Below are 21,834 nucleotides of genomic sequence, written 5' to 3' on the forward strand. Positions count from 1 at the left end.
GGACACGGGCGGCCCCTCGGACGTTCCCGCCCGACGTCGACCACTATGGTTCCAGCCCATCCCCCCGGAGAGCCCGATGAGTATCACCCTGGAGCGGCGCTACGCGGATCGCCTCGAGGAGTTCTCGGCACGCCACCCGTTCCTCGTCGACCTGGCGATGGTCCTGGCGCTGATGGGCTGCTCGGCCCTCGGCGGTTCGCTCACCCTGCCCGGCGCCCTGCCGCCGGACCAGGACAAGACCGCCACCGTCCTCACGGGGGTCGCCTGCCTCGTCCTGCTCAAGCACCGCACCCACCCGCGCACCGCCGTCGTCGTGGCCGGCGGCTGCACGGTGGCCGCCGTCACGCTGGGCTATCTGGTCACGCCGCTGCTGCTGGCCCCGGTCATGGCGGCGCTCTACTGGCTGGCCGCGCTCACCGACCGGAAGTCCACCCGCGCCTACGGCCTCACCACCCTGGTCGCGGTGACGCTCGCGGCCGTGTTCTCCGACTCGATGAACCACGTCTCGCTGCTGCTCAGGACGATCGGCCCGGTCTTCTGGCTGATGCTGCCCCTGGCCGCCGGCAAGATGACCCAGTTGCGGCGCGCCTACCTCCGGTCGGTGCAGGCCCGGGCCGAACACGCCGAGCGCACCCGGGAGGAGGAGGCCCGCCTGCGCGTCACCGAGGAACGGATGCGCATCGCCCGGGAGCTCCACGACGTCGTCGCCCACCACATGGCGCTGGCCAACGCCCAGGCCGGCACGGCCGCGCACCTCGCCCTCACCAGCCCCGAGCAGACCCGGAAGATCCTCACCGACCTGGCCGGCACCACGTCCTCCGCGCTCCGGGAGCTGAAGGCCGCCCTGGGCCTGCTGCGCCAGAACGACCACCCGCACGACGCCGGCCCCGGCTCCATGGAGCTGGAACCGGCCCCCGGCCTCGCCCGCCTGCCCGAGCTGGTCGCGGCGTGCGAGTCGGCGGGCCTGGAGGTCACCGTCACCACGGAGGGGGAACCGCAGCCGCTGTCACCCGGCGTCGACCTGACCGCCTTCCGGATCGTCCAGGAGGCGCTCACCAACGTCACCAAGCACGCCACCGCCGAGGCCGCCCGCGTACGCCTCGAATACACCGGCTCCCGCCTGCTGATCACGGTCACCGACGACGGCACCGGCAAGCCGGAGGCAGAGGCCTCCCAGGGCCGCGGCTTCGGCGTCATGGGCATGCGCGAACGCGCCCACTCCATCGGCGGCCACCTGTGCGCGGGCCCCCGCCCCCAGGGCGGCTTCGAGGTCACCACCGCCCTGCCGCTGCAACCGTCCCCCCCCGCGGAAGGAACGCCATGACCATCAGGGTGCTGCTCGCCGACGACCAGGCCCTGCTGCGGGCCACCTTCCGCATCCTCATCGACTCCTGCGCGGACATGGAGGTGGTCGCCGAGGCCTCCGACGGCGCCGAGGCGGTGGAGCTGACCCGCGCCCACCACCCCGACATCGTCCTCATGGACATCCGCATGCCCGGCACCGACGGCCTCACCGCCACCGCCACGCTCTGCGCCGACCCGGAGCTGTCCGCCACCCGCGTCCTCATCCTGACCACCTTCGAGACCGAGGACTACGTCGCCCAGGCACTGCGCGCCGGTGCCAGCGGCTTCCTCGGCAAGGACGTCACCGCCGACACACTGCTGGACGGCCTGCGCACGGTGGCCTCCGGCGACGCCCTCCTCTCACCCGGCGCCACCCGCTCCCTCATCACCCGCTTCCTCATGGCCCCCGCCCCCGGCACCCACCTGGCACCACCACAGCGCCTCGCCGACCTCACGGTCCGCGAACGCGAGGTGATGGCCCTGGCCGCGGAGGGCAGGTCCAACACCGAGATCGCCGAGGACCTCACACTCAGCCCGCTGACCGTACGCACCCACATCCACCGGGCCATGACCAAGCTGAACGCCCGCGACCGTGCGCAGCTGGTCGTCATCGCCTACCAGACGGGGCTGGTACGGGCGGTGCCGCCGACGGCGTGAGGGTCGGGGCACGGCCGCCCGTACACCGCCACCATGATGTTCTCCGCCACCTTGTTCATGCCCTGGCCCTTGGCGTCCGTGGAGTTGACGCTGTACACGAGGGTGCGCGAGCCGTCGCGGGTGGAGGCGATGGCCGCGTTGTAGCCCCAGCGCCCGCCCGTCTTGCCCCACACCTCGCGGCCGCCCAGCACCGTCATCGACAGGCCGATGGAGTACGCGGCCGGCTTCCCGGTCCTGAAGTCGGCCACCTCCGGCAGCGTGAACATCTCCTCCAGGAGCGGTCCGCGCACGACCCGGCCCTGGAACAGGGCGTTGGTGAACCGTTCGAGATCCGCCGTGGTCGAGACGATGTCCCCGGCCGCCCAGCCGTCCGTCGTCCCCCACACGGACACATCGCGCAGCCCGGTCGTGCCGTCGTCCAGCCGCATGGTCTGGTAGCCGTGGTTGTGCCGGCCGGTGATGCGCGGGTTCTTCCCCGGGAGGTAGGTGTCGCGCAGCCCGAGCGGGTGCAGGACCCGCCGGGCGACCTGACGCTCGTAGGAGTCACCGGTGACGCGCTCGATCAGCAGGCCGGTGATCGTGTACCCGATGTTGAGGTAGTGCTGCCGCTCGCCCGGCGCGAACTCGCGCTTCTTCGACGTCGCCGAGCGGACCATGTCCCGGGGGTCATGGATCCGGAATCGGTCGGCGTACGACTCCTCGACCGTGGTGCCGGGGAAGTCGGGGGCCGGGATGCCGTGCGTGTGGTCGAGGAGCTGCCGGACGGTGACGCCCTCGTACGACGCCGGGATCAGGTCCGGCAGGTACGAGCGGGCACTGCGGTCCAGGTCCAGGCGGCCCTCGGCGGCCAGTTGCAGGGCGACCGCCGCGGTGAAGACCTTGGTCACGGAACCCGCGCGGAAGCGGGCGCCCGGATCGGCCGGCCGGCCGCTCCGCAGGTCGTGCACGCCCGAACTGCCCCGCCAGACGCCCTCGTCGCCGCCGACGCGCACCAGAGCGGCGGTCGCGTCGGCGCTGGGGAGGCCGGCGATGGCGGCGGCGAGGGCGGGGTTCCGGTGCTGGGTGGCCATGTGGGCGGGGGCCCGGTCGGGAGGCGTGGCTGCGGCGGCCGGGAGGGCGGACGGCCCCGTCACGACGCCCACGAGGAGCACGGCGGCCAGCAGGGAAGCGGTACGGGGCATGGTCAACTCCGTTGATGTGAGCCGTTGTTCCGGATGGACGGCTCCATCCTCCGGACCTGCGGCGTCGCGCGGATCGCCCCCGCAGGGGGTCTCGGGCGGTCAGTTCCTCGCCGACGTGGGGGAGGGGCCGGCCCGGTCGGCTCCCCCGGGCGGGGGGTCCCCGGCCGTGACCAGCCCGGTCTCGTACGCGCAGATCACGGCCTGGATCCGGTCCCGCAGCCCCAGCTTCGCGAGCACGTTGCCGACATGCGTCTTGACCGTGTGGTCGCTGACCACCAGCTCCGCGGCGATCTCGGCGTTCGACAGGCCCCGGGCGAGCAGCAGCAGCGTCTCGCGCTCCCGCCCGGTCAGCACGTCCAGCCGGGCTGCGGGCTGCGGGTACCTCGTGGTTCGCGTGTACTGCTCCACCAGACGCCGGGCCACGGACGGCGCGAGCAGCGAGTCGCCCCGGGCGACCACCCGTACCGCGTGCACGAGGTCGTCCCGGCGGACGTCCTTGAGCAGGAAGCCGCTCGCGCCCGCGTGCAGCGCGTCGTACACGTACTCGTCGGAGTCGAAGGTCGTGAGCATCACCGTCCGGCAGTCGCTCGCGGCACTGATCGCACGGCAGGCCTCGATCCCGTCCATGCGCGGCATGCGCACATCGAGCAGCGCCACATCGGGGGCGTGCCGCCGCACCGCCTCGACGGCCTCGGCCCCGTCGCCCACCTCCGCGACGACCTCGATGTCCGGCTGGACGTCCAGGATCAGCGCGAAGCCGCTGCGTACCAGCTCCTGGTCGTCGGCGACCACCACACGGACCGTCACCGCCCGGCCTCCATCGCGGCCGGTACGGGAATCCGCACCCGCACCTCGAACCCCCGCCCGTCCTCTCCCCGCCCGGTCACCGCGCTCCCCCCGAGCGCCGCCGCCCGCTCCCGGATCCCGACGAGCCCGTGCCCGCCCCGGCGTCCGACGGCCCCAGCCTGCGGGCCACGCCCGTCATCAGTCACTCGCACACACAAGTGGCTGTCTCCGTAGGTCAGTTGTACGGTCACGGTACGGGCGCCGGCGTGCCTGACGGTGTTGGTGAGGGCTTCTTGGACCACCCGGAAGACGGTCGCGGCGACCGACCCCGACAGCGGCCGGACGCGCCCCACCGTCCGGTACACGACATCAAGCTCACTGCCGGCCCGCACGCGGTCGAGCAGAGCGGGCAACTCGGCGAGCCCGGGCTGCGGCTCGCGCAGGGGGACACCATCGTTCTCACGCAGCACGCCCAGCATCCGGCGCAACTGCACCATGGCGTCCCGCCCGGTCGCGGAGATGGCGTCGAAGGCGGCCTCGGCCCGCTCCGGCGCGGCACGCACGGCCACCGGCCCGGCCTCCGCCTGCACGATCATCAGGCTCACGGCGTGGGAGAGGATGTCGTGCATCTCCCGTGCGATCCGGGCGCGTTCGCGCGCGGCGGCCTGCTCGGCCTCGACGCGGTGGGCCCGCTGACGGGCGTCGGTGAGCCGCCCGAAGACATAGGCGGCCGCGAGCACGAAGACGGAGAAGGTCAGTTCACGAGCCGACCGGGTGTTGAACCACACTCCCACCGGAACGGCGACCAGCAGCACGACCCCGGCGACGAGCCGCCCCCGCGCGGGCGACAGCGCGGCAATCGTGTAGACGACCACAAGCCCGGTGTACGGCAACGGCTGCCCGGGCCCGTCGACGGTCAGCCGGTACAGCGCGCCCGCAGCCAGCACCGCGAACAGCACGGCGACGGGGGCGCGTCGCCGCCAGACCAGGGGCACCACCGTGAGCGTGCTGAGCCCGTACGCGGCCCAGGTCGCCGGCGGCGACTCGGCCGCTCGCGGCACGACGAACGGCATGGTCATCGCGCCCTGGACCAGGAGCGCGACACCGATGTCGACGACGAGCGGGTTGGCCGCCGCCAACGCCCGACCGCGCTCCCACCACTCCCGTATGTCTCCGCGTAAGCCCCCCACGCCTCCACACGGTAGTGGCCAGGCAGCATCCGCAGTGCCGGTGGGGTGAAGCCGAGGCGGCATCGGCGCGGCGACAGTGCCGCACTGAGATCTGATCGGAGACGCTGTCCGCCGGAGAGCGGGTGCCGACGAAAACCGAGCGCATCCCATGGGACTGACAGGGAGATGGCGACGTGTCCGCCGAGACCAATAAGGCGCTGGTACGCCGGTTGTTCGAGGAAGTGCTCAACGGTCGGCGCATGGAGATCATCGACGAACTGGCCGCGACGGACTACCAGGAGCACGACCCGTTCCCCGGGCAGCGTGAGGGGCGTGAGGGACTGAAGGATCGAGTGACCATGCTCGTGGAGGGGCTGGCACCCACCTTCAGCATCGACGAGATCATTGCCGAGGGGGACCGCGTCGTCGTCCGTTGGACCAACAGCGCCACCCACTCCGGAACCTTCCTGGGCATCCCTCCGACGGGACGATCATGCCGCTTCGCCGGAGTCGACTTCTTCCGGCTGGACGGCGGCAGGCTTGTCGAGCACTGGCACGTTGTCGATCAGCTCTCCATGCTCCAGCAACTGGAGTTGCTCCCGTCATCCTGAGCCCGAGCCGGCCCCGACGTTACCGGCGAGGTTGTGGACGCGTCCGCTGCCGAGCCCGCGGCCCTGGTGAATGCGGGTCTCGCTAACCGACCCGCTGCATCGCCTTCCGGTGCCGTTCCGCCATCGCCGCCCCGGACTCCCGGCGGGCCATCCTGCGCAGGACGGACGGTGCGAGGAGCAGCCCCGCGACCGCCCAGGCACCCAGCACGCCCGCTGTCTCCAGGTGCCGCCAGGAGGCGTCGATCTCGGCGGCGACCGCTCCGGCCGGCAGCAGAGCGGCCCGCAGGCCGAGGCCGAGCCAGTACACGGGGAAGATCTGCCCGACGGTCTGCAGCCACTCGGGCAGCTTCGACAGGGGGGTGTAGATCCCGGAGATCACGACGAGTCCCATCACCGGGAGCATCAGCAACCCGATGGTGCGCGGACTGCTGACGAGTGAGCCGATGACGGCGCCGATCGGCAGGGTCGCCAGGAGACCCAGCGGGATCACCCACAGCAGCGTCAGCAGCGCCCCGCCGCCCTGCCGGGCCACCCCGTCGACCAGGAACACGCCGACGGCGAAGGGGAGGGCCATGGAGACGAGAGCCGTCCCCGACACCATGACGATCTTGCCGACGAGGTGGCCGACCATGCCGTGCGGCACGGCCTTGGCCCGCAGCAGGGTGCCGTCCTCGCGTTCGGTCGCGAGCAGTTGCGCCGTGGTCGTCATCCCGGTGAACGCGAGCGTCATGCCCAGCAAGCTCGGCAGTATGAACGCGCCGGTCGAGATGCCGGCGCCCTTCAGCGGGTCGTCCCCGGCCAGGAACAGCGGCACCATGATCAGGACCGTCCAGAGCACGTAACCGAACACGTCCTGGCCGGTGGTGAAGGTCTGCCGGAGTTCCGTCCAGCCGCGCCGCACCCCTATTCCCGCCGCGTACCACACCGGACTCATCGCTTGTCCTCCCCGAAGGCGTGTGCCGCCCGCTCCTCGGGGACGCTCCCCGCCTCCAGCTCCCGCACCATCGTCAGGTAGGTGTCCTCCAGGCTCGCCCGGCGCACCTCCAGCCCGCCGACCGCATCGCCGTGCTCCTCGAACAGCCGGCGGACGAACCGGGTCGGCTCGGCCGTCGACTCCTCGAAGGGCCGCCCGTCGAGCGTCCAGCGCACGGTGGCCTCGGCCGATGCCTGCCGGGACAGTTCCTCGGCCGGGCCGTCGGCCACGATCCGGCCACCGGCCAGGATGAGGATCCGGTCGGCGAGCTTCTCCGCCTCGGCGAGGTCGTGCGTGGTCAGCAGCACGGTGGTGTTCTCGTCGGCGAGCCCGCGGACCAGGCCGTGGAACTCGCTCCTGGCCTCCGGGTCCAGACCCGCCGTCGGCTCGTCCAGGAACAGCAGCTCTGGCCTGCCCACGATGCCGACGGCCACGTCGAAACGCCTGCGCTGCCCGCCGGACAGGGTTCCGACCCGTTTGTCGGCCTGCTCGGTCAGGCCCACGGCGGCGATGAGCTCGTCGGCGTCCCAGGGCCGCCGTACGAGGTCGGTGGAGTACGGCGCGTAGTACGAGCCGAGGTGGGCCAGCAGTTCCCGCACCCGCCACTTGCCGTGGTCGCGCCAGGACTGCAACACGATACCCAGGCGCGCCCGCCACCGTTCGTCCCCGCGAGCCGGATCGGTGCCGAGGACGCTCACGTCACCGGCCGAGCGCATCCGGAAGCCTTCGAGGACTTCGATCGTGGTCGTCTTGCCCGCGCCGTTCGGTCCGAGCAGCACGACGACTTCGCCTCGCCGGGCCGTGAAGGCGACCCCCTTCAGTACCTCCTGGCTGCGGTAGCGCATCCGCAGATCCCGGACGTCGACAACCCTGTCGCTCTCCGGCGGTGGGCTGCTCCCGGCCTCGGATAAGGCGTGAGCGGTTGTCATTCGTGTTCCCCCGTCTGTCTGGCAGCAGTCGTTCGGGCTGCCCCGGCCGAACACATTACCGAAGGGTTCAGCGCCGGGCCGGGCCCCGCGGCTGGCTCTTCTCGCCCGCCGGCGCCCCCTCCGCCCCGTACAGCCTCGCGACGCGGGTGCCGTCCTCGCGCTCGGTCACGAGCAGCTCGCCGCGGCGATGGAGAAGATGAGCAGAGCTTCCGGCTCCTGTGCGTGCTGCCCGGGCCCTGTGTCGGGGCCCGGGCAGCAACGTCACACTCCGACGAGCTTGGCCAGGAAGTCGGCGTTGGCGGTCACGTGGTGCCCGAGAACCACGGCGCACGCGATAAACCCGGCTACGTCGGGGATCATCCCCGGGATACTGGTCGCCCATGGATGAGGTCAAAGTCGTTGTCGCCCATTCCGAGCGCGCGACTCTGCGCGTCGGCGACGTGTTCCTGAAGGTGGACGCCGATCAAGCGCGCATCGACGTCGAGGTCGAGGCGATGTCCCTCGCGCCGGTCCCGACCCCGGAGGTCCTGTGGCGCCAGCCGCCCGTGCTCGCGATCGCTGCACTCCCGGGGACGACGCTCGGGCGCCTTGGCGGGCCGTCGACCGGGTCGCCGGCGGCGTGGGCCGCGGCGGGCGCCGCCATCCGGAAGCTGCACGACGCGCCGCTGCCGCCCCGGCCCGGCCGGGCCGGCCGGAGCATCGTCGCGCTGGCGGCGGAACTCGACGACGAGTGCGAGTTGCTCGTGACGAACGGCCTCCTGCCCGCTGACCTGGTCGCCCACAACCGCCAGGTCGCCGAGGCCGCGCTCCGGCCGTGGACTCCGGCGTTCATACACGGCGACTTGCAGATCGCGCACGTCTTCGTCGACGGCGACGAGGTCACCGGCATCATCGACTGGTCCGAGGCGGGCCAGGGTGATGCCCTGTACGACCTCGCCACCTTCACGCTCGGACACGAGGAGCACCTCGACGACGTCGTCGCCGGCTATGGCACCGACATCGACCTCGACGTGATCCACGCGTGGTGGTCGTTGCGAAGCCTGCTGGCGGTTCGCTGGCTGATCGAGCACGGCTTCGACCCGTTCGCGCCGGGCTGTGAGGTCGACGTGCTGAGAAACCGGATGTGAGGCGGGCGGGCTACTGGTGTTCCTGGGGCTGCGCGGGGTGAGGGGGCGGCGGGCGGGGCCACGGCCCTCGACAGGCGGGCCGGTGTGGAGTCAGGCGCGCAGATAGGCCAGTACCGCCAGTACGCGGCGGTGGTCGTCGGGGGCCGACGGGGGCAGGTCCAGTTTCTGGAGGATGCTCGCGATGTGCTTGGCCACGGCCGCGTCCGTGACGACCAGGCGGCGGGCGATCGCCGCGTTGGAGCGGCCCTCGGCCATGAGGGCGAGGACCTCGCGTTCGCGGGGCGTGAGCCGGTCCAGAGGGTCGCGGCGGCGGGCGAGGAGCTGGCGTACGACTTCGGGGTCGACGACCGTCGCCCCGGCGGCGACGCGGGCGACGGCGTCGGCGAACTCCTCGACGTCGCCGATGCGTTCCTTGAGGAGGTAGCCCGTTCCGACGCTCGCGCGGCGGTCGTCCAGGAGCTCGTCGGCGAAGGTCTGCTCGACGTACTGGCTGAGCACGAGGACCGCCAGCCCGGGCTGCTCGGCCTGGAGCCGGCGGGCCGTGCGCAGGCCTTCGTCCGTCTGGCCCGGTGGCATACGGACATCGGTGATCACCAGGTCGGGGCGGTGCTCCCGGGCGGCGGCGAGCAGGGCGGGGCCGTCGCCCACGGCGGCGAGCACCCGGTGGCCGAAGCGCTCCAGCAGATGGACGAGACCTTCCCGCAGGAGGACGGCGTCTTCCGCGAGCACTATGCGCAGGGACTGCCGCATCGGATCTCCGCTCTCAGGAGGATGGGCCGGCGCACGGGATCTCCGCTCTCAGCAGTGTGGGTCCGCCGGGCGGGCTGGACAGGAGCATTCTGCCGTCGGCGGCGGCGATCCGGTCGGCGAGGCCGACGAGGCCCGTGCCGCGAGCGGGGTCGGCGCCGCCGGAGCCGTTGTCCTCGATGTCGAGGCGGAGCACGCCGTCACGGCAGCGGGCGGTGACACGGCAGCGGTCGGCACCGCTGTGCCGGGCGATGTTGGTGAGGGCCTCGGCGGTCACGTAGTACGCGGTCTGCTCGACGGTGGCCGGCAGCCGGCCCGGGAGGTCGAGGTCGAGGTCCGCGGGGATCGGGCAGCGCCCGGCGATGTCCCGTACGGCGGCGGGCAGTCCGCGTTCCGTCAGGATCTGCGGATGGATGCCCCGGATCAGTTCGCGCAGTTCGGTGAGTGCCTCCTTGGCGAGGGCGTGGGCCTCGCCGACCTGCTTCGCCGCCGCGCTGCCGGGCGGCAGGTCGAGGGTGGCCAGGCCCAGCTTCACGGTGAGGGCGACGAGCCGTTGCTGGGCACCGTCGTGCAGGTCGCGTTCGATGCGGCGGCGTTCCGTCTCGAAGGCGTCGACGAGGCGGGCCCGGGACCGTACGACCTCGCGCAGTTCGCGGTCCTTCGGGAAGAGCACGGCACGGCCCACCGCGGCACGGACGGCGGCCCACGCCCCGATGGGATACGCGGCCACGGGCAGCAGCAGTGTGCCCGCGACCGGGCCCGCCACGGTATGCCAGGGCAGGGCGGTGGGCTGGAAGGGCGTCAGGAGGAGGAAGCCCGGGATGCCGAGCGAGACCAGGGCGACGGCGAGGTCCAGCCAGCCGACCGCCAGGACCGATACGACGCCGTAGCCGACGGCCCGTGGACCGCCCGACGACTCCGGCCGTTCGCCGGCGTCGACGAGGGCGAGGCGACGCCGCTCCAGGGGCCCCGCGAGGGCGGCGGCGAAGACCACCACGGCCCCCGCGCAGATCACCCTGGCGAACGTGCCGACGGGCGCGGTGAACAGCCCGGCCACACCGAGGTAGACACCGGTCGCGAACACCCCGCCGGACAGGAGATACCCCAGTGCGCGCCACGGCCAGACGGTGCGCGGGAATCCCAACGGGCTGCGGGTGAGAGCCTCCAGGACGGTTCGGGGGGTGGTCACGCGGTCGACCGTAGCGGCGCCGGGTGGTGAAGGCAGTAGTGCCAGATGGAGTATCGGCTCTCGCCCGGGCGGCACTGTGCCGGGCGGTGTTCCCGTCGTTGCCTTGAAGGCATGACCACGACGAACACCCCAACGACGCCAGGCACTTCGGCCCTGCTCCCCGTCCGACTCCGGTCGCTGACCAAGTACTACGGCACCGGCGACCGCGCCGTGACCGCACTCGACGACGTCACCCTGGACTTCGCGGCCGGGACGATGACAGCCGTCATGGGCCCTTCGGGCTCCGGCAAGTCCACCCTGCTGCACTGCGCGGCGGGCATCGACCGGCCGAGCGCCGGCGAGGTGCTGATCGGTGGCACGGAACTGGGCGGGCTGGACGAGAACGCGCTCACGGTGCTGCGCCGGGACCGGATCGGATTCGTCTTCCAGGCGTTCAACCTGGTCTCGGCCCTGACCGCCGCGCAGAACGTCGAACTGCCCCTGAGACTGGCCGGGGCACGCCCCTCGCCGGACGAGGTGCACGCGGCACTCGCCGCGGTCGGGCTCGCGGACCGGCACGGACACCGGCCGAGCGAACTGTCCGGCGGCCAGCAGCAGCGCGTCGCGATCGCCCGGGCGATGATCGCCCGGCCCGCCGTCCTCTTCGCCGACGAGCCGACCGGCGCACTGGACAGCAGCGCCTCCCGGGTCGTGCTGCGGCTGCTGCGGGGCCTGGTGGACAGCCGCGGACAGACGGTCGTGATGGTGACGCACGACCCGGCCGCCGCGGCATACGCGGACCGGGTGCTGCTGCTGGCCGACGGTCGGCTCGCGGACGAACTGCCGGGCGCCGAGGGCGCCGAGGCGATCGCGGCGCGGACGGCCGCCCTGGAGGTGCGGCCGTGATCAGCCTGGCGACCGCGAGGGAGCGGTGGACCTCCTTTCTCGGGTCCTTCGTGGCCGTGGCGCTGGGCGTCGCGGTCGTCACCATGAGCGCGCTGGTGCTGCTGTCGGACGGTACGGGAGTGCCGCAGCGGCTCGCGGGGGCGCCGGTGCTGGTGCGGAGCCCGGCGGGGGCGCCGACCGCCGGGGTGTTCACGGAGAACCCGCCTTGGGCGCCGGAGCGCGCCGAGGAGCTGCGGCGGGAACTCGGCCGGCTGCCGGGCGTGGCCGCCGCGGTGGCCGACCGGTCCTTCTACGCGCAGGCGCCCGGCAGCGATCAGCGCACGGGGGAGCGGCAAGGCCACCCCTGGTCGGCCGCGGCGCTCGCCGCGTACGGCCTGAGCGGGGGCAGACCACCGGCGGCAGACGGCGAGATCGTCGTGGACGACTCCCTCGGGCACCGGCCGGGCGAGCCCCTCACGGTGCTGACGGCACGCGGCCCGCAGCGCTTCTCGGTGTCCGGCACGATCGACGGCCCCGGCTACTACGTCACCGACCGGCGGGCCGCCGAACTGGCGGGCGGGGTACGGACCATCGGGCTGGTCCTCGACCCCGGCACCGACCCCGCCCGGGTCGCGGACGCCGCCCGGAACGCCGTCGGCGATGACGGCACCGTCCTGACCGGAGCCTCCCGTGACGCGCTCGCGCCGAAGCAGGACGAGATGACCCGCTGGATCGGCGGCCAGGTGCTCACCGCCATGGCGCTGCTCTCCGCGTTCGTCACCGTCTTCAACGTGTCGTCGACGTTCGCGTTCGCCGTCGCGCAGCGGCGTCGCGAGTTCGGCCTGCTGCGCACGATCGGCGCGACACCGCGGCAGGTGCGGCGGCTGGTGTACGGGGAGGCCCTGGCGGTGGGCGTCGTCGGCGCCGGGGCGGGGGCGGTCGCGGGAGTCGTCATGGCGCCCGCGATGACCGGGTTGCTGATCGACGCGGGCTTCCAGCCGGCGGGCTTCGAGGTGAGCATCCGGTGGTGGGTACCGGCCGCCGCCTGGGCCCTGGGCGTGGCCGTGGCACTGGCCGGAGCGGGTGCGGCGGCGCGTCGGGCCTCCCGGGTGAAGCCGCTGGAGGCGATGCGGGAGGCCGCGGTGGACAGCCGGCCGATGACCCGCCGCCGGTGGGTCACGGGGCTGGCGGCGACGGGCCTGGGCGCGGCCTGCTCGGCGGGTACGGCCGTCGCGGGGGCCGACGCCATGGTGCTGCTGGTCCTGGGCGCGGCCATGGGCCTGACCGCCGGACTCACCCTCCTCCTGCCGGCGTTGACCCGGCCCGTGATCGGGGCGCTGACCCGGCCGCTCGCCCGGCGCCCCGGTGCCACGGCGGTGCTCGTACGCGAGAACATGCGCACCTCGGTGCGCCGCACCTCCGCCACGATCGCCCCGGTGCTGGCGACCGTCGCCTTCGCCGTGCTGATCACCAGCGCCGTGCAGACCACCCAGAGCGCCGACACCAGCCGGCAGGCCGCGGCCGTACGGACCGAGGCGGCCGTCGTGCCCCGGGGCACACCGGGCCTGTCGGACGCCGCGGTCGACCGGGTCGGGGGCACGGCGCTGCTGTCGACGACGGTCTACGGCGGCGAGGGCAGGGCGGCCCTGTCGGCGGCCGGGGTGACGCCCGGGTTCGAGCAGACGTACACGGCGCGGGCACCCCGTGGGAACACCGTCGTCGTCACCGCCGCGGTGGCCGCCGCGCACGGCTGGCGGGAGGGCGGTACCGCCACCCTCACCTTCGAGGACGGCCGCACCCGGCACCTGCGCGTGAGAGCCGTGCTGGACGACTCGATGCCGTACCAGGTGTTCCTGCCGCGTGAGCTGGTACGCGCCCACGACCCGTCGGCCCTCGCGGACGTCGTGTACCGCACCACCGCCGCGCCCACGCCGTCCCTCTCGGGCCTCGGCGCCAAGGAGGTCCCGGTGGCGGCGTATGCGGCCTCCGACGACGCCGAGGAGGACCGGCTGGTGTGGCTGTTCACCCTGATCCTCGTCGCCATCACGGCGGGTTACACCATGATCGCCGTCGCCTCCACCGTGCTGACGGCGACCGCGGGCCGGGTGCGGGACCTGCGCGTCCTGCGCCTGTCCGGTGCGACACCGCGCCAGGTGCTGCTGACGCTCGTGGCCGAGACGTGCTGCGTCGTCACGCTGGGCGCCGTCCTTGGGCTGGCGGTGGCGGCTCCCGCCCTGTTCGGCACGGCCCGGGGACTGCGCCGGGAACTGGGACTGCCGGTCGAGCTGTCGGTGGCCTGGCCCTGGGGCGCGGGCGTGGTGGCCGGCTGTCTGCTGCTCGGCACGGCGGCCACCGTCCTCCCGGCCCGGGCCGCGCTGCGGCGGATGCGGCGGGCGTGACCGGCCGGGCCGGGAGAACGGATGGTCACCGTCGGACGACCGGGCGGAACGCGTCCCGTACGCCGGACTTGGACGTGGAGACGAACTGGTCGCCCGGCCCCAGGTCGTACATGTAGTACTCGTAGCGCAGGACGCTCGGGCAGCTTCCGCCGCCGATCTGGACCGAGCGCGGGTCGAGGCGCTTGCCGGTGCGCAGTTCGTAGACCTTCAGGGGGATCTTGACCTTGTAGAAGGTCACTTGGTGGGGCAGGTACTTCGACTTGTCGTTCTCGTAGGAGCAGGTCTCCACGGCGGCTCCGTTCTCCGCCGCGTCCGCGCAGACCACGAGCGCGGCCTTGGCCGGGTCGCCGGTGCGCCAGGAGCCGGGGAGCTTGTCGGTGTACTCGGAGTCGCCGAGGAACAGGGCGCGGTTGGCGCCCTTGCGGTACGGCGGGGCTCCGCTGTACTTGGCGGGCTTGGAGCAGTAGCCGGAGTCGGCGCCGTAGGTGTTGTCGACCAGGCCGCGCACGTGGTCCAGTTCGATGGCGAGGGTGGCCTTGCGCACGCCGTCGCGGGCCTCGTCCTTGCGAGCGTCGTCCGGGTAGGTGTCGAGGAGTTGCTGGTAGTGCGTCCGCGCCTGCTGCCACGCGTCCTCGGTCATCAGGTGGTCGCCGCATCCCACCAGGGCGGCGGGTTCCGTGCGTGCCGCCCTGTCGGCGGAGCGGTCCAGGACGTCGTGGCTGGGGCCGCGGTCGCGGAGCCAGGCGGTGAGGGCGGCGGTGTCGCAGGAGTCGTCGGTGGGCAGGCCGTCGAGGAAGGTGTCCAGGACCGTCCTCACGGTCTGCTCGTTGCCGGGCTGGTTGAGGACGCCGGCGAGCGTGCCGAAGCCCCGCCCCAGGTCCTCGGTGCTGCCCCTGCGCGCGGCGCGGGCCAGGGTTGCCGCCGCCCCGTCCAGCCGGTGGCACGCCTGCACCACCGCGTCGCCGGGTTCCACCACCGGCGCGCCCGCCAGACGGTGGCCCCACCACACCTCGCCCTGCGCGGCGACGGCCGCCTCGCAGTCGCCGCCATCGCGGGCCTCGGCCACGCGGTTCTCGATGCCGTACGCGTCGGCACGGAGCAGTACGGCGGTCAGCACCACCGCGAGCGCGAGGCCGAGCGTGCCCGCGCGCTGTCCGCGTCGCACGACGTGCTCCGGGCGGCGGCGGGCCAGGAACCAGCCGTGGGCGATGCCGGCCGCCCACCACAGGAGCAGCAGGACCTCGTACAACGTCTCGGCGGTGGAGGCGGTGAGGTCGAGGAGCAGGGCCGTGCCGAGCACGGCGACAGCGGCCAGTCGCCACTGGCGCAGCAGCAGATAGCCGATGCCGAGCAGCGTGGCGTTGCCGAGGGCCACCGCCCACGGGTCGGCGGGGGCCGGGGGCCGGGGCGGCTCGGCGGGCTCCGGCGGCAGGGGCGGGCCGGGTTCGTACGTCGGATACGTCATGAGGCGCCCTCGTCGTCCGGCAGGTCGTAGACCCGCGCCCAGTCCACTTCGTAGACGGCGCCCTGGAGGCCGTCCCCGTGGAAGTTGTCGAGCTGGATGGTCTGGTGCATCGACGGGGCGCACTGGATGCAGTCGCGGTCCGCGTTCGCGCCGCCGGAGAAGCGGAACCACTCCTCGCCGTCGATGAAGCCGCGCAGGTGGTCCGGGGTCCACTCGACGGCCACGTTGTGCCACTGCGACAGGTCCACCCCGCACTTGCGGGCGTGCTCCTGCTGTACGGGCACGTCCTGCGGGTGCGGATAGTGCAGGAACGCCTCGGCGCACTTCTCGCCGGGGGCGCCGTTCTCCAGGTAGTCGTACTCGCCGTCCTCGGGATGCTCGTTCGAGTCCGGCCACAGGATCAGCAGCGGGTGGTACTGCCGGCCGTTGTCGGGGGCGGTGGCCCGGGAGCGCACGCGTGCCTCCCATCTGCCGTACTTCTGGCCGTACTGCGAGGCGAGCCAGCCGGTGTCGCCGTCCGCCTCGCCGGTCATGCGCAGGACTCCGCCGACGACGCGGGTGTTGGCGTCGCAGCGGCGGCCGTTGTCGCTGTGGCCCGGCCAGCACTTGCCGGGGCCGCCGCCGGCCAGGCGCCACTTGGCGCGGTCCGGTACGGCGGGGGCGGCCTCGGAGCCGTAGCCGAACTCGTCCGACCCCGCGGGGAGCGGGTCCCCCCAGCCGTAGCGCTGTGCCGCGGTGCTCGCGGACTGGGGTGCCGTCGTCGCCGTGAGCGTCATCGTGAGTGCCGCCGCGCCCAGCCCCACGGCGAGGTGACGGGTGCGATGTCGTCCGTACATGGCTCTCCTCCAGCTTGTCGCGGGTGTGTGCGGACGCGGGGCGGCCCGAGCCCTCCCCTCGCAGGGCTCGGACCGCCGCCCCGTGGCCGTCCCGGCCGTCCTTCGGCCATTCGACCGCCGTGCGCCGTTGTTCGGCTGGCCCTCTCCCGGCACCGAACAACCCGGAGGCGTGAACCGGACCGTGTGACCTGGAGGAAGCGTGAGGATCAGGTGAACGCCCGTGTCACGGACGCCGATACGGTCGAAGGTCGTGGAGGGCGTACGAGGTGAGGGGGCCGGGGGGTGCCGGGACAATCAGGGCCGGGTCGCGCCGAGGGTGAGCTGGATCCGGAGGCCGGGCCGGTGCAGCGGTTCGCCGCCGGGCTGCGTGCGCTGCGCGAGGCCGCGGGCAGGCCCACCTACCGGGAGATGGCCCGCCGGGCGCGGTACGGGGTGACCACGCTGTCGCAGGCGGCGGCGGGCAAGCAGCTGCCCACCCGCGCGGTGACGCTCGCCTACGTCAAGGCGTGCGGCGGCGACCCCGCCGAGTGGGAGCGGCGCTGGCGCGAGGCGTCGGACGAACTGGCCGCCGAGACCGCCGCCGAGGACACCGCCCGGCCGCCCTATCGCGGCCTGACCCGGTTCGAACCGGGTGACGCCGAACTGTTCTTCGGCCGCGACCGGCTCGTGGAGCGGCTCACCGAGCTGAACCGCAAGCACCGCTTCACCGCCGTCTTCGGCCCCTCCGGCAGCGGCAAGTCGTCGCTGCTGCGGGCGGGCCTGATCCCCCGGCTGCGGGCGGCCGGCGACGATGACGTGCCGCCCGCGGCCGTACGGATCCTCACCCCCGGCGCGGACCCGCTGCGCACGCACGCCGAGCGGCTGCAACCCGTACCGGACACCGACGCCGACACCTGGCTGATCGTCGACCAGTTCGAGGAGCTGTACACCCTCGGCGCCGACCCGGCCGACCGCGACGCCTTCATCGACCGGCTCGTCGCCGCCACCGCCGCCGACAGCAGGCTGCGCGTCGTCATCGCGGTGCGGGCCGACTTCCTCGGCCGGTGCGCCGAACACCCCGGGCTCACCGCCGCGTTGCAGGACGCCACGCTGCTCGCCGGGCCGATGAGCCGGGCGGAACTGCGGGAGGCCATCGTCCGCCCGGCCGCCGCGGCCGGCCTGATCGTCGAACGCGCCCTGACCGACCGCCTCCTGGACGAGGTCGAGGACGCCCCCGGCGGACTGCCCCTGATGTCGCACGCCCTGCTGGAGACCTGGCGCCACCGCAGCGGCCGGGCCCTGACCGAGACCGCGTACGAGGCGGCAGGCGCACTGCACGGCGCCGTCGTCCGGACGGCCGAGCAGGTGTACGGGGAACTGACTGCGGAGCAAGTTGAGTTGGCCCGCCGTATCCTGCTGCGTCTCGTTGCGCCAGGCGACGGGAGCGCTGACACCCGCCGCCCCACCGACCACGCGGAACTCGACTTCGGCGACCCCGCCGACACCCGGGTCGTCCTGGAACGCCTGGCCCGGGCCCGCCTCATCACCTTTGACGACGGCACCGCCGACCTCGCCCACGAGGCCCTCATCACCGCCTGGCCCCGCCTGCGCGCCTGGATCGACGCGGAACGCGACCGGTTGCGCGTCCACCGCGCGCTCTCCGAGGCGGCCCGCACCTGGCAGGACCTCGGGCAGGAGAACGCCGCGCTCTACGCCGGCTCCCGGCTGTCGGCCGCCCGCGACGCCTTCCCGTCGGACGGCGCCGCCCCCGGCACCGACGAACTGACCCCGCTGGAACGGCGGTTCCTCACCACCTCCCTTCGCCGCCGGCAGCGCGCCGTGCTGCTGCGCCGCACGGTCGTGGCCGTACTGGCCGCGCTCGCCCTGCTCGCCACCGGCACCGCCGTCGTCGCCCTCCAGGCCCGCGAGAGCGCGCAGGCCGAACGGGACGACGCCGTGTTCGGGCAGCTCACCGCCGAGGCCGACCGGGTCCGCGACACCCACGCCGGGCTGGCCGCCCGGCTCGACGTGGCCGCCTACCGCATGCGCTCCACCCCGGACCTGCGGACCCGGCTCGCCTCGGACGCGGGCCGGGTCCTGGCCACCCGGCTGCCCGGCCACGACGGGACCGGCAGCTCCGTGGCGTACGCGCCCGACGGCCGGACTCTGGCCGCCGGCGGCCACGACGGCACGGTCCTGCTGTGGGACACCGGCGGCGGGCCCCTGGGGGAACCGCTGCGGCTCGGGACGGACCGGGTCGGCGCGGTCGCCTTCGCACCGGCGGGCCGCGACCTGCTGGCGGCCACCGGCGAAGGCGGCGCCATCCGGCTGTGGGACGTACGCGACCGGGAGCACCCCCGCCCCCTCGGCCGGCCGCTGGTGAGCCACGACGAGGAGAACATCGTCTCCGCCGCCTTCGCCCCCGACGGCCGAGCCCTGGCCACGGCCGGCGACGACGGCACCGTACGCCTGTGGGATCTGACGGACCCGGCCCGCCCCACGCCCCTCGGCAAGCCCGCCGCGGCCGACGACTCGGAGGACCGCAGCGTCCGCGCGGTCGCGTTCGCCCCGGACGGCAACACCCTGGCGACGGCGGGCTATGACGGCACCGTCCGGATGTGGCGGTACGGCGAGGACGACGGGATCGCACCGCTCGGCAAGCCCCTGCGCGCCCATACCGCCCCGGTGTGGACCCTGGCCTTCTCGCCGGACGGCCGCACGCTGGCCACCGCCGGCTTCGACGAGACCGTACGGCTGTGGGACGCGTCCGACGCCGGCCGGCTCACGTCACTGGGCGAACCGCTGACCGGGCACACCGCGCCCGTCATGTCGGTCGCGTTCAGCCCCGACGGGGAGACCCTGGCGAGCGCGGGCGAGGACGACGCGCCGCTGTTGTGGAACGTGGCCAACCCCGCCTATCCACAGCGGCTCGGGGAGCCGCTGACCGGGCACACGGAGCCCGTGTGGGAGGTCGCCTTCAGCCCCGACGGCCGTACCCTCGCCAGCACCGGCGCCGACGGCGGCGTCCTGCTCTGGCACCGGCCACCGACCGTCCTCACGGACTTCACCAACCCGGTGACCGCCGTCGCCTACAGCCCCGACGGCCGCCTGCTCGCCGCCGCCAGCACCGACGACGGGCTGGTCCGCCTGTGGGACGTACGCCGCCCGGACCGCCCGCGCCGGCTGCCGCGGACCCTCACCCACGAAGACCGGGTGCTGGCCGTCGCGTTCGCGCCGGACGGCCGTACGGCGGCCAGCGGCTCCGCGGACGGCACCGTACGCCTGTGGGACGTCTCCACGCCCGACCGCCCCGCGCCGCTCGGGAAACCCCTGCACGCACACGACGGGGTAGCCGACGCCGTCGCGTTCGCGCCGGACGGCCGCACCCTGGCCACCGGCGGCGAGGACGACACGGTCCGGCTGTGGGACGTACGGCGACCGGACCGGGCACGGCCGCTCGGCGCACCGCTGCGCGGCCACACGGACGCCGTCACCTCCGTGGCCTTCGCCCGCAGCGGCCGCCTCCTGGCGAGCGGCGCCGAGGACGCCACGGCCCGCCTGTGGCACGTGGCCGGCGACGGGACGCGGGCCCGGCCCGCGGGCGCCGCCCTCACCGGACACGACGAGTCGGTCGAAGCGGTGGCCTTCGCCCCGGACGGGAGGACACTTGCGACGGGCAGCGACGACCGTACGGTGCGGCTGTGGGACGTACGGGACGTCGAACGGCGGGACCGCGTACGCCCGTTGGGAGAGGAACTGGCCGGACACCGCGCGGCGGTTCGGGCCCTGTCCTTCGCCCCGGACGGCGACACGCTCGCGACCGGCAGCGGCGACCACACGGTCCGCCTGTGGGACGTGTCCGACCCGGCCCGGGCCGAGCCGTCCGGCCAGGAACTCACCGGCCACCTCGACACCGTCACCACCGTCGCGTTCAGCCCGCGCGGCGACGCCCTCGCCTCCGCCGGCTACGACCTGACGGCCCGGGTGTGGACGCTGGACGAGGACCGCGCGGCCAAGTACGTCTGCGAGCACACCGGCGGGATTCTCACCCGGGCCGACTGGGAGGAGCATCTGCCGCAACTCCCCTACAGGGAGGCCTGCGAAGACCGGTAGCGCTGCCTACGAGCGGGAGAACTCCAGCACGGCACCGTCCTTGTCGTGGGCGACGACGGTCGCCTTCAGGCCGTTGCCGAACCCGGCCACACCGCCCGCGCCGCCGAACTGCATCACGCCGCCCCCCGACTGGAAGGTGATGGAGTCGTCCGCCACGATGACGTGCACCTTGGTGCCCTTCGCCGTGATGTCCGCCGTGGAGGTCACCAGGACCTCGCACGCACCGTCCGAGCAGGCCGCGTAGTTCTTGCCGTCCGCCGCCTTCGGCAGCGGTCGGTCGGGCGCGGCCGGGTCCCCCTCCCCGGACGACCCGTCGGGCTTCCAGCCCGGCGCGCACCTCCCGGCCTGCTCGTACGCCGCCGCGAGCCGCGGAACCTTCTTGGTCAGCGCGGGCAGGTCCGGCTCGGGCGGTGTGAGGGACTGGACCCGCTTGTCGGCGTCCGCGACAGTGCTCTCGGCGTACTCGAGGCCCACCGCCGGTGACCGGGCCTCGAGCTCGTTCGCGACACTCCTCACCTTCTTCCGCAGGGCGTCGCGCAGCCGGTCGGCCGCGGGAACGCCCGACGGACCGAGGGCCTCCAGGTCGCCGGCCACGGTCTCCACGTCCGCCGGTGTCGTGGAGAGGTAACTGAGGGCGCGGGCGTGGGCGAGCATCCCGGTTTTGTCGTCCGAGTTCCGGATCTCCTTCAGATCCGCGGCGCTCTCCTTCCGCAGGTTCTCGAGCGCGACCGTCGACTCGCACATGTCGCCGACCCACTCCACGAGGTCGGCCGACGGCGACGGCGACGATGACGGCGACCGGGTCGGCTTCGGCTCGCCCGACGGCTTGGCGGCCTTCTCGTCCGTCCCGCCGTCCCCGCAACCCCCGACGGCCAGCACCAGCCCGGCGACCACGACCGTGATGCCCCTGCTCCTGCCCATCCGACGACCCCTCTCCATGCTGCGGCCCTTCCCGGCGAGCCCAGTCCAGTCGCGGCACGGATTGTTCGGCCACCCGGCCCGCGGGCTGAACAACGCGTCCGGGCGGTCGTCGGTGGCGGTTCTCGCGTCGGCTCAGGGCGTGTCCGGGGTCCACGCCGCCACCAGATCCAACAGGCCGGGGAAACGGGCGTCGAGATCGGCGACGCGGACGTGGCTGCGGCGTTCCAGGCCGTACTGGCGCTGACGGGTGATGCCGGCCTCGCGCAGGGCCTTGAAGTGGTGGGTGAGGGAGGACTTGGGGCGGTCGAGGCCGAACCAGCCGCAGGTGTGGTCGAACGCCTCCGACTCAAGGAGGAGCTTGCGCACGATCGTCAGGCGCAGCGGGTCGCTCAGCGCGCCCAGCACCGTCTCCAGGCGCAGCTCCTCGACCGCCGGCTCGGGCAGCGGTTCCGGCAGGTTCTCCGGCTCCGGCACCACCTTGATGACCGGCACGTCGTGAGCCGTCGCGGGCATGGGCAGCTCCCTGTCATCCGAATCGCTTGTA

At 73.7% G+C, this 21,834-nt stretch carries 18 protein-coding genes; 7 read left to right on the forward strand and 11 right to left on the reverse strand.

What is annotated here, in order from left to right; translation table 11 throughout:
• The first annotated feature begins 76 nt into the window (after nucleotides 1-76).
• Both PV963_RS23865 and PV963_RS23870 read left to right on the forward strand, forming a co-directional pair.
• A complete protein-coding gene (locus tag PV963_RS23865) occupies nucleotides 77-1,324 on the forward strand; it encodes a sensor histidine kinase (protein WP_274817789.1) in 1,248 nt (415 codons plus the stop codon).
• Nucleotides 1,321-2,001: a response regulator transcription factor gene (locus PV963_RS23870; RefSeq protein WP_274817790.1), complete on the forward strand. Its 681-nt coding sequence runs from the start codon at nucleotides 1,321-1,323 to the stop codon at nucleotides 1,999-2,001. The genes PV963_RS23865 and PV963_RS23870 overlap by 4 nt, the downstream gene beginning before the upstream one ends.
• Here PV963_RS23870 and PV963_RS23875 read toward each other — a convergent pair.
• The 3 genes from PV963_RS23875 to PV963_RS23885 form a co-directional block, all read right to left on the reverse strand.
• Nucleotides 1,959-3,182 carry a serine hydrolase domain-containing protein gene (locus PV963_RS23875; protein WP_274817791.1) on the reverse strand — a complete coding sequence of 408 codons (1,224 nt, stop codon included), beginning with the start codon at nucleotides 3,180-3,182 and terminating at the stop codon, nucleotides 1,959-1,961. The genes PV963_RS23870 and PV963_RS23875 overlap by 43 nt on opposite strands.
• A gap of 99 nt (nucleotides 3,183-3,281) precedes the next feature.
• Nucleotides 3,282-3,989: a response regulator gene (locus PV963_RS23880; protein WP_274817792.1), complete on the reverse strand. Its 708-nt coding sequence runs from the start codon at nucleotides 3,987-3,989 to the stop codon at nucleotides 3,282-3,284.
• Nucleotides 3,986-5,158 (reverse strand): sensor histidine kinase, encoded by a 1,173-nt coding sequence (locus PV963_RS23885; protein WP_274817793.1) that lies wholly within the window; start codon nucleotides 5,156-5,158, stop codon nucleotides 3,986-3,988. Before PV963_RS23885 ends, PV963_RS23880 begins: the two co-directional genes overlap by 4 nt.
• 173 nt (nucleotides 5,159-5,331) lie before the next feature.
• On the opposite strand from PV963_RS23885, the gene PV963_RS23890 reads away from it, so the two are divergent.
• Nucleotides 5,332-5,748: an ester cyclase gene (locus tag PV963_RS23890; RefSeq protein WP_274817794.1), complete on the forward strand. Its 417-nt coding sequence runs from the start codon at nucleotides 5,332-5,334 to the stop codon at nucleotides 5,746-5,748.
• 82 nt (nucleotides 5,749-5,830) lie between these two features.
• Here PV963_RS23890 and PV963_RS23895 read toward each other — a convergent pair whose 3' ends face one another.
• Together PV963_RS23895 and PV963_RS23900 are read right to left on the reverse strand one after the other, a co-directional pair.
• Nucleotides 5,831-6,682 carry an ABC transporter permease gene (locus tag PV963_RS23895; RefSeq protein WP_274817795.1) on the reverse strand — a complete coding sequence of 284 codons (852 nt, stop codon included), beginning with the start codon at nucleotides 6,680-6,682 and terminating at the stop codon, nucleotides 5,831-5,833.
• The gene (locus PV963_RS23900) at nucleotides 6,679-7,650 is read right to left on the reverse strand and encodes an ABC transporter ATP-binding protein (protein ID WP_274817796.1); all 972 of its coding nucleotides are present in this window, start codon (nucleotides 7,648-7,650) and stop codon (nucleotides 6,679-6,681) included. The genes PV963_RS23895 and PV963_RS23900 overlap by 4 nt, the downstream gene beginning before the upstream one ends.
• Nucleotides 7,651-8,030: 380 nt before the next feature.
• Between PV963_RS23900 and PV963_RS23905 the strand changes: the two genes are divergently transcribed.
• Entirely contained in the window at nucleotides 8,031-8,777 is a 747-nt protein-coding gene (locus PV963_RS23905) for a phosphotransferase family protein (protein ID WP_274817797.1), read from the forward strand.
• Nucleotides 8,778-8,867: 90 nt separating this feature from the next.
• Here the strand turns inward: PV963_RS23905 and PV963_RS23910 are convergent, their stop codons facing one another.
• Complete coding sequence (locus tag PV963_RS23910; protein WP_274817798.1) at nucleotides 8,868-9,527, reverse strand: response regulator; 660 nt, start codon at nucleotides 9,525-9,527, stop codon at nucleotides 8,868-8,870.
• 13 nt (nucleotides 9,528-9,540) lie between these two features.
• Nucleotides 9,541-10,713, reverse strand: coding sequence for a sensor histidine kinase (locus PV963_RS23915; RefSeq protein ID WP_274817799.1), 1,173 nt, complete (start codon nucleotides 10,711-10,713; stop codon nucleotides 9,541-9,543).
• Nucleotides 10,714-10,824: 111 nt separating this feature from the next.
• On the opposite strand from PV963_RS23915, the gene PV963_RS23920 reads away from it, so the two are divergent.
• Together PV963_RS23920 and PV963_RS23925 are read left to right on the forward strand one after the other, a co-directional pair.
• Nucleotides 10,825-11,598, forward strand: coding sequence for an ABC transporter ATP-binding protein (locus PV963_RS23920; RefSeq protein ID WP_274817800.1), 774 nt, complete (start codon nucleotides 10,825-10,827; stop codon nucleotides 11,596-11,598).
• On the forward strand, nucleotides 11,595-13,976 hold the full coding sequence (locus PV963_RS23925; protein WP_274817801.1) for an ABC transporter permease: 2,382 nt from the start codon (nucleotides 11,595-11,597) through the stop codon (nucleotides 13,974-13,976). Before PV963_RS23920 ends, PV963_RS23925 begins: the two co-directional genes overlap by 4 nt.
• A 25-nt stretch (nucleotides 13,977-14,001) precedes the next feature.
• On the opposite strand, the gene PV963_RS23930 is transcribed toward PV963_RS23925, so the two are convergent.
• Together PV963_RS23930 and PV963_RS23935 are read right to left on the reverse strand one after the other, a co-directional pair.
• Nucleotides 14,002-15,441, reverse strand: a complete 1,440-nt coding sequence (locus PV963_RS23930; RefSeq protein WP_274817802.1) for a hypothetical protein — start codon at nucleotides 15,439-15,441, stop codon at nucleotides 14,002-14,004.
• Entirely contained in the window at nucleotides 15,438-16,277 is an 840-nt protein-coding gene (locus tag PV963_RS23935; RefSeq protein ID WP_274817803.1) for a glycoside hydrolase family 16 protein, read from the reverse strand. The genes PV963_RS23930 and PV963_RS23935 overlap by 4 nt, the downstream gene beginning before the upstream one ends.
• 282 nt (nucleotides 16,278-16,559) lie before the next feature.
• Here PV963_RS23935 and PV963_RS23940 point away from each other — a divergent pair, with 282 nt between their 5' ends.
• A complete protein-coding gene (locus tag PV963_RS23940; RefSeq protein WP_274817804.1) occupies nucleotides 16,560-20,369 on the forward strand; it encodes a WD40 repeat domain-containing protein in 3,810 nt (1,269 codons plus the stop codon).
• Between the two features lie 6 nt (nucleotides 20,370-20,375).
• Here PV963_RS23940 and PV963_RS23945 read toward each other — a convergent pair whose 3' ends face one another.
• Nucleotides 20,376-21,290 carry a hypothetical protein gene (locus PV963_RS23945; protein ID WP_274817805.1) on the reverse strand — a complete coding sequence of 305 codons (915 nt, stop codon included), beginning with the start codon at nucleotides 21,288-21,290 and terminating at the stop codon, nucleotides 20,376-20,378.
• A gap of 132 nt (nucleotides 21,291-21,422) precedes the next feature.
• The gene (locus tag PV963_RS23950) at nucleotides 21,423-21,803 is read right to left on the reverse strand and encodes an ArsR/SmtB family transcription factor (RefSeq protein ID WP_274817806.1); all 381 of its coding nucleotides are present in this window, start codon (nucleotides 21,801-21,803) and stop codon (nucleotides 21,423-21,425) included.
• Between the last annotated feature and the right edge of the window lie 31 nt (nucleotides 21,804-21,834).

This window comes from Streptomyces coeruleorubidus, assembly GCF_028885415.1.
Taxonomy (GTDB): domain Bacteria; phylum Actinomycetota; class Actinomycetes; order Streptomycetales; family Streptomycetaceae; genus Streptomyces; species Streptomyces coeruleorubidus_A.